Origin of the sequence: Lysobacter sp. M2-1, assembly GCF_022662495.1 — a bacterium.
Lineage (GTDB): Bacteria > Pseudomonadota > Gammaproteobacteria > Xanthomonadales > Xanthomonadaceae > JAKPBU01.
In genome coordinates, this window is sequence record NZ_JAKPBU010000007.1 from 182881 (window position 1) to 196157 (window position 13277).

Annotated in this window: 12 protein-coding genes; 4 read left to right on the forward strand and 8 right to left on the reverse strand. The window is 66.7% G+C overall.

Annotated elements, in window-relative coordinates:
• Positions 1 to 56: 56 nt before the first annotated feature.
• The 5 genes from MC375_RS13915 to MC375_RS13935 form a co-directional block, all read right to left on the reverse strand.
• Positions 57 to 2303, reverse strand: a complete 2247-nt coding sequence (locus MC375_RS13915) for a thiamine pyrophosphate-dependent enzyme (RefSeq protein WP_242104057.1) — start codon at positions 2301 to 2303, stop codon at positions 57 to 59.
• Between the two features lie 166 nt (positions 2304 to 2469).
• Positions 2470 to 3114: a glutathione S-transferase family protein gene (locus tag MC375_RS13920; RefSeq protein ID WP_242103996.1), complete on the reverse strand. Its 645-nt coding sequence runs from the start codon at positions 3112 to 3114 to the stop codon at positions 2470 to 2472.
• Positions 3111 to 3680 (reverse strand): GNAT family N-acetyltransferase, encoded by a 570-nt coding sequence (locus MC375_RS13925; protein ID WP_242103997.1) that lies wholly within the window; start codon positions 3678 to 3680, stop codon positions 3111 to 3113. The genes MC375_RS13920 and MC375_RS13925 overlap by 4 nt, the downstream gene beginning before the upstream one ends.
• Before the next feature lie 100 nt (positions 3681 to 3780).
• A complete protein-coding gene (locus MC375_RS13930; RefSeq protein ID WP_242103998.1) occupies positions 3781 to 4944 on the reverse strand; it encodes an acyl-CoA dehydrogenase family protein in 1164 nt (387 codons plus the stop codon).
• 237 nt (positions 4945 to 5181) lie between these two features.
• Positions 5182 to 5979 (reverse strand): glycine zipper 2TM domain-containing protein, encoded by a 798-nt coding sequence (locus tag MC375_RS13935; protein WP_242103999.1) that lies wholly within the window; start codon positions 5977 to 5979, stop codon positions 5182 to 5184.
• Positions 5980 to 6174: 195 nt separating this feature from the next.
• Here MC375_RS13935 and MC375_RS13940 point away from each other — a divergent pair, with 195 nt between their 5' ends.
• Together MC375_RS13940 and MC375_RS13945 are read left to right on the forward strand one after the other, a co-directional pair.
• Positions 6175 to 6408 carry a DUF6116 family protein gene (locus MC375_RS13940; RefSeq protein ID WP_242104000.1) on the forward strand — a complete coding sequence of 78 codons (234 nt, stop codon included), beginning with the start codon at positions 6175 to 6177 and terminating at the stop codon, positions 6406 to 6408.
• 1 nt (position 6409) lies between these two features.
• On the forward strand, positions 6410 to 7180 hold the full coding sequence (locus tag MC375_RS13945; protein WP_242104001.1) for a TatD family hydrolase: 771 nt from the start codon (positions 6410 to 6412) through the stop codon (positions 7178 to 7180).
• Between the two features lie 45 nt (positions 7181 to 7225).
• On the opposite strand, the gene tcdA is transcribed toward MC375_RS13945, so the two are convergent.
• Complete coding sequence (tcdA, locus tag MC375_RS13950; protein ID WP_242104002.1) at positions 7226 to 8014, reverse strand: tRNA cyclic N6-threonylcarbamoyladenosine(37) synthase TcdA; 789 nt, start codon at positions 8012 to 8014, stop codon at positions 7226 to 7228.
• A gap of 83 nt (positions 8015 to 8097) precedes the next feature.
• Here tcdA and MC375_RS13955 point away from each other — a divergent pair, with 83 nt between their 5' ends.
• Both MC375_RS13955 and MC375_RS13960 read left to right on the forward strand, forming a co-directional pair.
• Positions 8098 to 8547 carry a hypothetical protein gene (locus tag MC375_RS13955; RefSeq protein ID WP_242104003.1) on the forward strand — a complete coding sequence of 150 codons (450 nt, stop codon included), beginning with the start codon at positions 8098 to 8100 and terminating at the stop codon, positions 8545 to 8547.
• A 148-nt stretch (positions 8548 to 8695) separates the two neighbouring features.
• Complete coding sequence (locus MC375_RS13960; RefSeq protein ID WP_242104004.1) at positions 8696 to 9166, forward strand: glycine zipper 2TM domain-containing protein; 471 nt, start codon at positions 8696 to 8698, stop codon at positions 9164 to 9166.
• 77 nt (positions 9167 to 9243) lie between these two features.
• Here the strand turns inward: MC375_RS13960 and MC375_RS13965 are convergent, their stop codons facing one another.
• Positions 9244 to 9666, reverse strand: coding sequence for a type IV pilin protein (locus MC375_RS13965; protein WP_277929493.1), 423 nt, complete (start codon positions 9664 to 9666; stop codon positions 9244 to 9246).
• Positions 9645 to 13268 carry a PilC/PilY family type IV pilus protein gene (locus MC375_RS13975; protein WP_242104005.1) on the reverse strand — a complete coding sequence of 1208 codons (3624 nt, stop codon included), beginning with the start codon at positions 13266 to 13268 and terminating at the stop codon, positions 9645 to 9647. The genes MC375_RS13965 and MC375_RS13975 overlap by 22 nt, the downstream gene beginning before the upstream one ends.
• Between the last annotated feature and the right edge of the window lie 9 nt (positions 13269 to 13277).

The following is a 13277-nucleotide window of genomic DNA, read 5'->3' on the forward strand; positions in this document are numbered from 1 at the left end:
TTTTCTCTTGGGACGCGAGAGCTCGCGACTGACGTCGCTCCCACGGGACCGAGCCGTCAGGCCAGCGAATCGGCCGCGGCCACGATCTCCTCTTCCGAGGGAATCACCAAGAAGGCCGCGCCAGCCAGCGGGGTGAAAGTGTCGGCGCCCACCACGCGCCTGAACGGACGCGCGCCGTAGCCGCCCTCCACCACCGCGGTGATGATGCCCTCGCCCACACCCGCGCTGCGACGGCCTTCGTCGACGATCAGGATCCGCTTCGCCGTTGCCGCCTGCTCGCGGATGTAGGCGTCGTTGAGCGGCACCAGCCAGCGCAGATCGACGACGCGGGTTTTCCAGCCGTGCTTGCGCTCGATGGCGCGCGCGGCGCGCAGGCTCATCGGCACGCCGTTGCCGAAGGTGAAGATAACCAGATCGTCGCCTTCCCCATACACCCTGCCCTCGCCCAGCGTCATCGCCTGGTCCGGCTCGGGATACTCGGTCAGCCAGCCGCCGTCGCCGGCTTCGTACAGGTCCTTGGCCATGTACAGCGCGATCGGCTCCAAGAATGCGCACACACGCCCGTCCACCTTGGCCAGCGCGGCGAGCGTGCGCAGCATCATCGCAGCGTCGTCGCCGCGACTGGGGCAGCCCACCACGAGGCCGGGGATGTCGCGCAGCGCGGTGATCGAATTGTCGTTGTGGAAATGCCCGCCGAACCCGCGCTGGTAGCCGAGCGACGCGATCCGCATCACCATCGGATTGCGGTACTGGCCATTGCTGAAGAACTGCAGGCTCGCCGCCTCGCCGCGGATCTGGTCGCAGGCGTTGTGGAAATAGGCCAGGTACTGGATCTCCGGCAAGGGCAGCATGCCCATGTTGGAGTAACCCTGGGCCAGGCCGAGAATGATCGTTTCATCCAGCAGCGTGTTGAACACGCGCTTGTTGCCGAAGGCCTTGTGCAGGCCCTTGGTCACCGTATAGACGCCGCCCTTCTGGGCCACGTCCTCGCCGAACAACAAGGCTTCCGGGTACTTGCAGAACAGATCGTGCAGGGCCTGGTTGATCTGGATGGCGAGGTGCTTCGGCGCCTGCTTCTCGGGGAGCCTGTCTTCCCCGCCGAATACGGCCAGGCGTCGCTGCGCGTAATCGAAGCGCTCCGCTTCGGCCCTGACCTGGTCCGGCGTGTACGGCGCCAGCGGCGCCATCACCTCTTCGAGTGAGGCCAGGCGTGGCCGCTTGTCGGCATCTTCTGCGGCGACGAAGCACTTGCGCCGCGTGTCCTCATACAGCGCCAGGATCTCGTCCTTGGACATCAGGCCGGATTCGAGCGCGATCGCCGCGCTGCGCAGCAACGGGTCGGTCGCCTCCACCGCGCACAGCTCCTCGAGGCTGCGCCATTCGATCTCGAAGTCGGTCCCGGCATGACCCATGATCCGGGTCGTTCGGAGGTGCAGGAAGGTCGGCCTACGCGTGCGCCGGCAATGATCGACCGCGCGCTGCACGTCGGCATAGCCCTGCGCGAGATCGAGGCCGTCGGCATGAAAATAGTCTAGGTCGGCCCTGTCGCGGAAGTTGCGTCCGATCCAGCCGTCCGGCGTCTTGACCGAAATGCCGATGCCGTTGTCCTCGCACACGAACAGGACAGGAGCCGGCAGCTTCTGGTAGGCCGTCCACGCCGCGGCGTTGAACGCCGTCTGCGCGGTGGCATGGTTGCTGGACGCGTCGCCGAACGAGCAGATTGCGATGCTGTCGTCGGGGATCGGCAATGCGTGGCCGATCCTGCGCGCCTGTTCGATCGCCACCGCGGTGCCAAAGGCCTTGGGCAGGTGCGAGGCGATGGTGGAGGTCTGCGGCAGCACCCACAGCGGCTTGCTGCCCCACACCTTGTGGCGCCCGCCGCTGGCCGGGTCGTCCTTGCTGGCGGCGAACGACAGCGCGGAATCCATGATCGGGTCGAGCTTCTGACCAGCCTGTGCCGGCAGCTTGCGGAAACGCTCGGCCATGAACCCGCCGCTGCGGTAGTGCAGGAAGGCCGGATCGGTGTGGCGGGTGAGTCGCGCCACCATCGCATTGCCTTCGTGCCCGGACGAACCGATGGTGTAGAAGACCTTGTTCTGCACCCGCAGCACTCGCGCCATCAGATCGAGATGACGCGAGATCAATTGCGATTCGAACAGTTCGCGGAACCCGCGCGCATCGAGCGCGCTGCCATTGAGGATGGGTTCGTCCGGCGCCGGCTTTGCATCGACACGTCCGCTCCAGTCGCGCACGAATTCCTGGAAGTTGACGTCGCAGATCTCGGCGCGGTTGAGTCCGCGCATGCGGGCGGGGATGGTGCTGCTGGTATTCACAAGTTGGCTCGACTGAAAGGGAACCGTTCGTCCTGAGCGTAGGCGTGCAGCGCCGGAGTCGAAAGATGCATTTCGCGAAAGGCGTCCTTCGACTTCGCGCCGTCGGCGCTACGCTCAGGACAAACGGGATTGGAGATCAGGCGGAGGCTTCAATCAATGCTGCGTTTTCCGGCGCCGGTTCCGGCATGGCCACGAATCCGGGCGTGGCGCGCACCCGTGCCAGCCAGTCGCAGATCGCAGGAAAGCCACTCAGGTCGAAGCCGCCATGATGGGCAACGTCGGTGTAGGCGAACAGGGCGATGTCGGCCACTCCGTAATCCGCGCCCGTGAACCAGGGCTGCGACGACAGATGGCGTTCCATCACTGCGAGCGCCTGGTGGCCGCGCTCGCAGCACCTCGGCAGTTCCGCTGTACGACGCGGCGAGTCCAGCGGTGTCCAGCCGCGGATGAAACGCGCAACCGCGATGTAGGGCTCGTGGCTGTACTGCTCGAAGAACATCCAGCTCAGCGCCTGCGCGCGTTCCCAGGCGTCCCCGGGCAGGAACTGCGTGCCGTCGGCGAGATAGCACAGGATGGCGTTGGATTCGACCAGGATTCGGCCGTCGTCCAGTTCCAGCATCGGCACCTTGCCGTTGGCGTTCTTGGCCAGGTATTCGGGCGTACGGGTTTCGCCCTGGCTGCTGTCCACCTCGATCCAGCGATAGGGTCGGCCCAGCTGCTCCAGCAGCAGCCGCAGCTTGTGGCAATTACCGGATACCGAATAGCCGTAAATGGTAGTCATGCGAAACGCTTCCGGTTTTCCGCCCATTCGGCGCGGGTCTGGCCCCAGACATCGATCGGATGGTCGTGCAGCGGCTCGGGTAGCCGTCCCGGTCCGCGATTGCTCGAGCCCAGGCGCTGCGCGACCTTCTGTGAGGCGGTGTTGGCCGGGTCGATGCAGTGGATGATTTCGCTCCAGCCCAGGCTGGCGAAGGCCCAATCGACGGCGGCCACCGCAGCCTCGATCGCATAGCCCTTGCCCCAGGCATCCGGGTGCAACGCATAGCCGATCTCCGTGCCGGGCCAGCCGTCGGGTTGCCATGGGCCGAGCTGTCCCTGCCACAGCCCGCTGTCCTTCTCGATCACCGAGAACATCGCGAACCCCTGCACCGCCCAAGCACCGGGCATCTGCAGGAAGCGGCGCCAGGCCGCGTGCCGCTCCATCTGCCCGCCGATGTAGCGCGTCGCCTGCTCGTGCGCCTGCAGTTCCGCATAGCGCTCGAAATCCTCGATGCGCGGCACTCGCAGGACCAGGCGCTGGGTTTCGATGCGTGGGTCGGTCGTCACATCCACTCCGGATTTCTGCATGCGTTTCGCGTGAGCGACTCGCTCGGGAAAGCTCTTGGCCAAAGCCGTTTCAACCAATGCAAAGCGATGTCTCCCGTGTGAACGGGAGACGAGCAATGACTCAGAACGCGTTGATCCCGGTGAGTTCGCGTCCGACCACCAGCTGATGCACGGTTTCGGTGCCCTCGTAGGTGATCACCGATTCCAGGTTCAGCGCGTGCCGGATCGGGCAATGTTCGGTGGTGATCCCGGCGCCGCCGAGCAGGTCGCGCGCTTCGCGGGCGATGTCGATGGCCATGCGGCAGTTGTTCCACTTCGCCAGCGACACCTGGGTGGGCTGCATCCTGCCGGCGTCCTTGAGCCGGCCCAGCTGCAGCGACAGCAGTTGGGCCGAGGTGATGCGCCGCGCCCAGTCGGCCATCTTCAGCTGCGCGCTCTGCGTCGCCGCAACCGGACGATCGAACAGGATGCGTTCCTTGGAATAGTTCAGCGCTTCGTCCAGGCAGGCGATGGCCGCGCCGATCGGGCCCCAGGTGATGCCGTAGCGCGCCTGGGTCAGGCAGCCGAGCGGCCCTTTCAGGCCCTTTACGTTGGGCAGGCGATTCGCTTCCGGCACGCGCACGTTGTCGAAGAACAGCGCGCTGGTCACCGACGCGCGCAGGCTCATCTTGTGCTTGATCTCCTGCGCGGTGTAGCCGGCGAAATCCTTCTCGACCACGAAGCCCTGGATGCCGTCCTCGGTCTGGGCCCAGACGATCGCGATGTCCGCCAGGTTGCCGTTGGTGATCCACATCTTGGAGCCGTTGAGGATCCAGTCCGCCCCGTCCTGCTTCGCATTGGTCTTCATGTTGGCCGGGTCGGAGCCGCCTTGCGGCTCGGTCAGGCCGAAACAGCCGATCACCTTGCCGGCGGCCATGTCCGGCAGCCACCGCTTGCGCTGCTCCTCTGTGCCGTAGGCATAGATCGGGTACATGCACAGAGAAGACTGCACGCTGGCGAAGCTGCGGATGCCGCTGTCGCCGCGCTCGAGCTCCTGGCAGATCAGGCCATAGCTGACTGCGTTGAGGCCGGCGCAGCCGTATTGCTCGGGCAAGGTGGCGCCGAGCAGGCCCAGCCCGGCCATTTCCGGGATCAGCTCCCTGGGGAAGACGGCCTTGTCGAAGCATTCACCGATGATCGGCAGCACCCGCTCGTCGGTGAACCTGGCCACGGCGTCCTGGACCGCACGCTCCTCCTCGCTGAGCAGGGAGCGGACGTCGTACAGATCGTAGGGGTGCAGGGCCATGGGGAGTCTTCGGCGGGAAAGCCGGGCATTTTACGGGAAGCGGCTTGCCCTCCCCTGTGCGAGCGCCTTACAGGCGCGACCGCCTTGTGCTGGGGGAACCACCCAACCCGGAACCGGGCCCATGTCCAGGCCCGCTGCGGCGGTTCGGAAGCCTTCGCGGCGGAAACGATGATCGCGGCGCGGCAAAAAAACAGGGCCGGATCGCTCCGGCCCTGCCTCGACTTGCGATGCGCTAGATCAGCCGCGGGTGTTGCCCGCCTCCGCCGACGCGACCTGGGTCACGACCTGCCCGTCGATCACCGGCAGGCGCTCGCCCGGGCGTTCGTCCATCTGGATCGTGCGCTCCTCACCGTCGTAGCGGTAGGTCACGTCATAACCGATGGTCTGATCCTCAGTGCCCAGCGCGATCCGGTCGCCCGGCTTGGAATCGGTGCGCATGGTGCCGGTGGTGCCATCCGGATTCCGGTACGTCACGTTGTAGGCGACGGTACGCGACGACGTCGACGTGTCCTGCACCGTGCGGCACTGGCGGTCCGTCCGGCTCACGACCCGGCCACCCACGTGGTTGCGGTCGACACGGTTGCCGATGAACCCGCCAGCGGTGGCGCCCGCTGCCGTGGCCAGCTTGCGGCCATTGCCGCTGCCGACCTGGTTGCCGACAAGACCGCCAATGAGCGCACCCGCTACGGTACCGCCGACGTTGCCGTCGCGTTCGGGCAGGCGCTCCTGTACCACCACGTCTTCGCAGACCTGGCGCGGAGCCGAGGTGGTGCTGCTCTCGCGCACCGGCTCTGTGCCGATGACCTGTGCGTACAGGTCCTGCTTCTCGGTGATGGGCTTCACATCGATCACCTGCGCGTATTCCAGGCGACCGCGACTGGGAATGCTGCTATCGAACGCGGCATCGGCGCCCAACGCGCCCCCCTGGCCGGTCGCCACATAGTCGCTACGCTCGCGGTTGTTCTGGAACGCGGCGACGGCAACGCCGCCTACCAGCAGCGAAGCCAGTGCAATGGCAAGGGTGTTGCTCTTCATGACAGTCTCCTCTTCGCGGGTTCTATGCCCGCATTCATGGGTCGAGGCGATTGCACCACGTCGCGCCTGAGCGAAACCCTAACAATTCCGCGGCAGCTGTCCGGGACGTGAACCCGGCCACGATCCTGGGCCCTCCGGCCTCGTGCTAGCGTTGTGCGGCACCATCTGCGGTAGATCCGCTCACGGAGTGCTGCCATGGCCAATCCGCTGCTCGCCCCGGTCCTGCGCTGGCTGGGTCGCCTGAGTTATCCCCGACTCTTCATGCTTGCCGCCGGATTGTTCGTCGTCGACCTTGTCGTTCCGGACATGATCCCGCTGGCGGACGAGATCCTTCTGGGTCTGGGTACGCTGCTGCTGGCCAACTGGAAGAATCGCAAGAGCCCCGCACCGCCCGTCGATCCGATCGAGGGCGAATCCACCCGCCGCTGACGTGGTGCTGGTCGACAGCCACTGCCATCTGGATGTGGGCGAATTCGACGCCGACCGCGCCGTCGTCGTGGAGCGCGCGCGCGCCTGCGGGGTTGTTCTTCAGGTCGTCCCCGCGATCTCGGCGGCAGGCTGGCCGAAGTTGCGGGAGGTCTGCGCATCGTTCGACGGGCTGCATGCCGCCTATGGCCTGCACCCGATGTACCTGGACGAGCACGAGGACACCCACCTCGAGGCGCTGGCCGGCTGGATCGAGCGCGAACGGCCCATCGCCGTAGGGGAATGCGGCCTCGACTACTTTATCGATGGCCTGGATCGTGAGCGCCAGCAGCACTTCTTCGACGGCCAGCTGCGCCTCGCGGGCGAGCACGGGCTGCCCGTCATCGTCCACGCCCGTCGCGCAGTCGATGCGGTGATCGCCTCGATCCGCCGCCACCACGGCGTGCGCGGCGTGGTGCACAGTTTTTCGGGCAGCCCGGAGCAGGCGCGACAACTGTGGGAACTCGGCTTCCTGATCGGCCTGGGCGGACCGCTTACCTACGAACGCGCCAGCCGTCTGCGCAAGCTTGTGGCCGGGATGCCGCTGGAGTTCCTGCTGCTGGAAACCGACGCACCGGACCAGCCCGATGCCTGGCGCCGCGGAATGCGCAATGAACCCGCGCGGTTGCGGTGCGTTCTGGATACGGTCGCCGCACTGCGTGGCGAGGCGTCCGAAGCGATCGCTGCCGCCACCACCGCCAATGCGCGGCGACTCTTCGGATTGCCGTTGCCGTAAGGGCAGCGATCCGGCTCAAGGTGCGCCTTGGACGGATAATCCGCCCTACGCCTTTTTCAACAGCACCTCCAGCATCTTGCCCACCGCCGCGAACGCAAACGTCCCGGTAATGTGGGTTGCGGCGCCGAGGCCGGCGCCGCAGTCGAGCCTGAGGGCGGCATCCGGATCCAGCCGGGGGCGTACGCCGCAGACGCTGCCGTCCGCCTGCGGATAGCGGACGTTCTCCAGCGAGTACACCGCCGGCACGCCGAAGTAGCGGTCGCGGTTCTTGGGGAAATTGAACTCGCCGCGCAGTTTCTTGCGGATCAGCGAAAGCATGGCGTCGTGTTCGGTACGCGACAGGTCGCGTACCCGCACCTGGGTCGGATCGGTGCGCCCCCCAGCGGATCCCACGGTCACAATCGCCTGCTTGCGGCGCCTGCACCAGGCGATCAGCTCCACCTTGGTACGGAAGCTGTCGCAGGCATCCAGGACCAGATCGAACCCACCCTCCAGCAGCGCAGCCATGTTCGACGGCGTCAGGAAGGAAGCGATTTCGATCACCTCGATCGTCGGGTTGATCGCCCGGCAACGCTCGGCCATCGCAGCCACCTTCGAGCGCCCGAACTGACCCTCGAGCGCGGGCAGCTGGCGATTGCTGTTGGACACGCACAGATCGTCCGCGTCGATCAACGTCAAGCGCCCTACCCCGCTACGCGCCAGCGCCTCTACCGCCCACGAGCCAACGCCGCCAATGCCGACCACGCAGACGTGCGCAGCCGCAAAGCGCGCCAGCGCGCCGCGTCCGTAAAGACGGTCCACTCCCCCGAATCGTTCGCGCACGGCCTGGTCCATGCGTGGATTCTAGCGGTCCACCCCTCTCCGCCTCGCCGCGGAACGCATGCTAAGGTCGCGCAACGCCAGCCAGGAGCCAGTCCATGTCCAGCCCGTCCAACCCGGTCGTCCCGAAGAAGTCGTCAGTTGCCAGCCGCTATTTCTTCCTGTTCCTGGTCGGCCTGGTGGTGGGTGCGATCGGCACGGTGATGGCGCTAAGGGCCATCGACGCACGTACCGACCATTTTCCGGACAGCCTGATGACCGTGCAGCAATGGCATGCCGGGCAGCTCAAGGCCGCGGTCGACAGCAATCGCTGCGCAGCGACCGACGTGCTGCCGCATCTGCAGGCGCTGCGCATGTTGGGCAACGATCTGGAGCCCGCCTTCCCGGAACTCGCCGACGACCAGCGGTTCAAGGATCACGCCAGCAAGTATCGCGGCGCGTTGGACGCCTCGCTCGCCCAGCCGCCGATGAACTGTGCCGGCACCGGCACCACGTTGCAGAAGCTCGGCGAGGCGTGCAAGGCCTGCCATACCGATTTCCGCGGATGACCGCAGGCGTGAACGGGGACTGACACGGCGCAGGCGGCCGCATGCGCAAGCGGCGGAATTGGCAGCGCGTTCATCTGCCTGCGCCTAAGGTCGGGGCCGACCCTGGCCATGCCGGGGCGATCACCTCCCCATGACGCAGGAGTTTCCCATGAACATTCGTCTGATCGGCGCCGCCGCCCTGGTTGCCGCGCTCGCTTCCGCCGGTTGCGCGACCACCTCCCCCGGTTATGGCAGTGGCTACGGAAGCGGGAGCGGATACGGCAACGCTCCGGCCAGTTGCTACGACTGTGGCACGGTCACCCGGATTGAACAGGGTTCGGGCAGCCGCGTTCCCAATGCGACCGGCGCGGTGATCGGTGGCGTGCTCGGTGCCGCGGCGGCACGCGAGATCGCAAAGGACCGGACCGACAGCGAGGGCCGCCAGAACACCGCCACCGTCGGCGGTGCGGTCGCTGGCGCCGCGATCGGCAACGCGATCCAGAACCGCGCGGGTACGGGCTACAACATCTATGTCCGCATGCAGGACGGCCGCGAAATCGTGGTGTCGCAGGACGACCTTGGCGGCATCCGCGAAGGTTCCTATGTGGAAGTCCGCAACGGCCGCGCCTACCAGCGCTGAGTCGACAGTCCGGCAAACGAATGGCCCGGTGTCCTTGCGGACGCCGGGCCTTCGCGCATCAGGCCAGCAGCCTCGCCTCACCAGCACTCATAACCGCTCGGAGGCGTGCCGCTCTGCGACCGGACGCCGACGTGGTTGATCGTCAGCGTGCCGCATTTGACGTCTGCCGCCGCCTGCACCGGGTTCGGTACCGCCTGTAGCGTGTATCCGGTCGCGCTGACGGAACTCGTCGACACCGCATACCACCCGTTCTCCGAAGCAGCGCTGGCGGCCGCCGTGCAATTGGCATTGAGGTAGCTGCCGAACCGCGTGAAGCAGCGCTCCAGGCGCTGGGACACTTCGTTGAGGGTCGCCTTGCCTTCAGCCCGCCGCGTCTTGATCACCTGCTCCAGATAAGACGGGTACGCGATCGCGGCCAGGATGGCCACGATGGCGGCCACCACCAGCAACTCGATCAGGGTGAAGCCGCGTATGCGCTTCATGGCCAGAACTGGCGCCATGAGGTGCGTCCTCTTGCGATGGCATCCCGCTCCCCCTGTTGCATCAGCTGGCCGCTACTGCCCTGCATGATCTTGCGCTGGTTGGGCGAACCGGGGATGTTGAGGATCGTGGGCACGGCCAGGGCGCCGACGTCGGACTTCCTGCCGGAGGGCGCGACTGGATTCCCGCCCAGGTCGACCATGTCGTCGCCGTCGTAGTTGCCGTCGTCATCCAGGTCCAGGACCGGCAGCGTGATCCGCCCGCCCGTGGATGCGTCCACTTCCATCAGCCATCCGGTCGCACCGCCGGTGCAGGCATCGGTCGATGGAATCAGGGTGGTGAAGATGACCCTGCCCTGCTGCAGGACCGGGTCGGCCACGACCCGTTCGCCGACATACCCGGGCGGTGTGGTGATCAGGTCGAGATACCAGCCGCGCGTTCCGGTTGCCGGTGCGTTGGCCGTGACCACCCGGTACTCCTCGCCGTCCTTGTCGACTTCCGCAACGATGCTCTGCTGCTGGAGCACGCTGCGGCCGGTGAGACGGTCGTTGTTGCTGTTGGTGCTGTTCGCGTCCTCGACCCGGTAGAACGTCTGCACCGGCCCGGTGCCGACGATGTTGTCGCCATCCTCATAGAACTTGCCGGTGCCGAAGTACACCGACAGGCCGGATCCGTTGAGGGATCGTCCGACGACGGGGCGCGCGGTGATCGGCTGGCGCTGTGCCGCCGGACAGGCGAACGGGCCGGTCACGTTGCCGGACGCGCACACCGTGATCAGCGGAGCCGGCTGGGCGCCGTTTCGGTGATGCGTGCGCCAGCTGGTCGCGTTGGTCGAACTCACGTCGAAGCGCCAGATGTTGCCGTACAGGTCGCCTGCATACACGGCGTCCACGATCGCATCGCCGTTGAGGTCGGCCGGGTATGGCGCGGACAGTCCATTGGCCGCCGCCGTGGCCTCCGCCGCTGGTGCGAGCGTCGAAATCTTGCGGATCAGCGCGCCGGTCTCGACATCCACGACGAACAGCTTCGCCGACCGGTCGATCCCATACCCGCTGCTGAAGATCGCCGCCCACCTGCCATTGGCCATGCGCTGGATCGTGGGCTGGCCCAGCACATAACCCAGGTCGGGATCGGTGAACTCCCACGCGACCGATGGTGCCGTCGCACTGGCGTCGGTGATGTCGAGGCCTACGACCGAGCGCCCGCCCGCGCCCATCGGCACGACCAGCATCGTGTGCCAGCTGTTGTCGGATGCGAAATAGGCATCGCCGCTCGCGGGCTGGCCGTCCACGTAGTAACGATGCCGGTAATCCGGCCGCATGAGCTGGTTCAGGCCCGCGATCATCTCCGATGGAACATAGGCCCAGCGTTCGATGCCCGTTGCCGCATCGAAGGCATGCAGCATGCCGTCGTTCGCGCCGACATAGACGGTGGCCGGCCTGCCCACCTTGGAGAACCGGTAAGCCTGATAGGTGCCACGGCCGGGCGCGCCGGCCGGCAGCCGGTCGTAGGCATAGTTGTCTGCTCCCACATAGCGCGGGCTGGAATTCACGATGTCGCCCAACGCGATGTCGCGCTCGCGCAAAACGCCGCCGCGGTCCTCGTGGTCGGCATCGCTGCCGCGCAGCCAGTCGACGCGCCGCTCGCCCAGCGCGTCGGGCAAACCGGTCGCCGGATCCGTGCCCAGCGTCGCCTGTAGCGCGGCCGGCAGCTGGTCCCATCGGAACTCCACGAGGCTGCCGGTCGCCGGATTGCGCGTGTAGACGCGGCGCGCGGCGTGCGCGGGAATCGCATTCGCCGCGTTCCACTGCACGCTGCCGACGCCGCCATTGGCCAGCAGGTCGTACGCGATCAGCTCGCCGGTCCACTGGCGCGCGTCGTAGCGCGCCTGGAACAGCTGGGTGCCGGCGCTCGCGCGCGTGGACGAGGCGGTGGTGCGCGAGCTCGCGCCGATCGAATCGGACAGGATGCCCGCCAGCGCCTGCTGCAGGGTCGCGGCAAGCTCGCTGGTCGAGCGCGCATTGAGCATTTCCCCGCGCCCGTTCACTGCCGCGTGATAAAGATCATCGACCTGCACCGGATTGCGCTGCGCAGTGGGATTGGCCCAGGCCGGTGGATCGGTGTAGGCGTCGGCGACCCGGTTGTGGGTGTTGCCGAACAGGTTGCCCTGCGCACCCAGGGTGATGCCGTAGGTGTTCATGTGCGGATTGCGGTTGCAGTCCAGATGCCGTGGCGGGCTGGCATTGCTGCAGGATGCGGGCACCGGCACCTGCCCGGAAGGCAGGTCGCTGCGCACCCGCTGGTAGTAGCGCATCGCGATGTCGGCGATGGTGTTGGCATAGGCGTCCTGGTACGGCGATCCGCTGCTGCCGTCCGTATTGCCCACGCCCGTCCCCGCGTCGGGATTGGAAAACCCGTCGGTGAACTGCAGGGCGAAGTTGCGCTGGCAGGCCTGCTGCACGATGGAGCGATTGCTGTCGAACTGCTCGCCCACGAACCTGAGCGCCGGGCGATTGGGGGTGCCGCCGCCGTTGCCGCCCACGCCGTAGAACGCCTGATACAGATCATCGCGCTGGCTGTCGATGTCCCACATCGTCAGGCTCGGAACCAGGCCGTTGATCGGCGTCATGCCGATGCGCGCGCTATCGATATCGGCGAAGGCGCTGCCCATTCCTGCACGCAGCGCGAGATGGCGCTTGCGGTGGTACTGGAACCAGTTGGCGAAATTACGCATCTCCGCGCTGCCCGCGGCAATCTGGGTGCGCACCAGGCAGGCCCCGTCGGGTGCGATCGCATGCACGCTGCCCGGAAGCGCGACGGTGGGATTGGCCGCATAGTCCGTGTAGGCCGTCGGATCGGGCGATGCGCAGTTGTAGTCGCGGCCGCCGACGCGGAAAGCTGCCGATGCCGTGCTGCGCGAGTAATACGTCGCCGGGTAATAGGCGAATGCCAGGCTTACCGCTCCACCGGCTCTGCGCGCATTGCTCCCTGCATTGGTCCGCATGCCGTCCTGCACCCGGAACATCCAGTTGCCTGCATTGGAAGCGAGGTTGGCGGCGAGGTCGATCGTACCGGCGCCGGCCAACGGATCGGACCTTGCCGAGCGCGGATCGGCGTCGGCGAATGTATGGCCGCCCCCGTCCCGCCACGGCGCATAGACGACCGCCGGGTTGTAGTAGGCGGCGTTGTAGTCGGCACTGCGGGCGAAGGCGTATTCCGGCAGCGGCGGAACGGCGTAATGGTCGTTTTCGGCATCGCCGTACACGCGGTTGCCTGCTCCGGTGCCGTTCGGAAACAGATAGGTGTACTTCTTCCAGGTCGCGTTGGCTTCGCCGGCATCGTTGTAGTTGAAGCCGGCGCCGCTGCGACCGGCTCCATAGAAGCTGCGCGAACCCGCGTTGCCGGTGCTCGTATTCCACCACAGCGCGCCGTCGTTCGTCGGGAACAGCAGCTCGCCGTCCATGCTGCCGGAATTGTCGATGATCAGCGCGATGTTCGGCTTCACCGCCGGGGTGAGCGTCAGCGGCTGCTGCGCGATGCCGGCGTGCAGCGCCGGCATGCCCAGCCCCAGGCCGATGGCCAGCGTGGCAACGGCTGCAAGCAGCGGGAATCGGATCTGCATGTGGTGCGC

What these genes read in the sequence shown, in the direction of transcription:
- MC375_RS13915 (WP_242104057.1), bottom strand. Translation starts at nt 2,303, where the DNA reads ATGCGCGGACTCAACCGCGCCGAGATCTGCGACGTCAACTTCCAGGAA.
- MC375_RS13920 (WP_242103996.1), bottom strand. Translation starts at nt 3,114, where the DNA reads ATGACTACCATTTACGGCTATTCGGTATCCGGTAATTGCCACAAGCTG.
- MC375_RS13925 (WP_242103997.1), bottom strand. Translation starts at nt 3,680, where the DNA reads ATGCAGAAATCCGGAGTGGATGTGACGACCGACCCACGCATCGAAACC.
- MC375_RS13930 (WP_242103998.1), bottom strand. Translation starts at nt 4,944, where the DNA reads ATGGCCCTGCACCCCTACGATCTGTACGACGTCCGCTCCCTGCTCAGC.
- MC375_RS13935 (WP_242103999.1), bottom strand. Translation starts at nt 5,979, where the DNA reads ATGAAGAGCAACACCCTTGCCATTGCACTGGCTTCGCTGCTGGTAGGC.
- MC375_RS13940 (WP_242104000.1), top strand. Translation starts at nt 6,175, where the DNA reads ATGGCCAATCCGCTGCTCGCCCCGGTCCTGCGCTGGCTGGGTCGCCTG.
- tcdA (WP_242104002.1), bottom strand. Translation starts at nt 8,014, where the DNA reads ATGGACCAGGCCGTGCGCGAACGATTCGGGGGAGTGGACCGTCTTTAC.
- MC375_RS13955 (WP_242104003.1), top strand. Translation starts at nt 8,098, where the DNA reads ATGTCCAGCCCGTCCAACCCGGTCGTCCCGAAGAAGTCGTCAGTTGCC.
- MC375_RS13960 (WP_242104004.1), top strand. Translation starts at nt 8,696, where the DNA reads ATGAACATTCGTCTGATCGGCGCCGCCGCCCTGGTTGCCGCGCTCGCT.
- MC375_RS13965 (WP_277929493.1), bottom strand. Translation starts at nt 9,666, where the DNA reads ATGGCGCCAGTTCTGGCCATGAAGCGCATACGCGGCTTCACCCTGATC.
- MC375_RS13975 (WP_242104005.1), bottom strand. Translation starts at nt 13,268, where the DNA reads ATGCAGATCCGATTCCCGCTGCTTGCAGCCGTTGCCACGCTGGCCATC.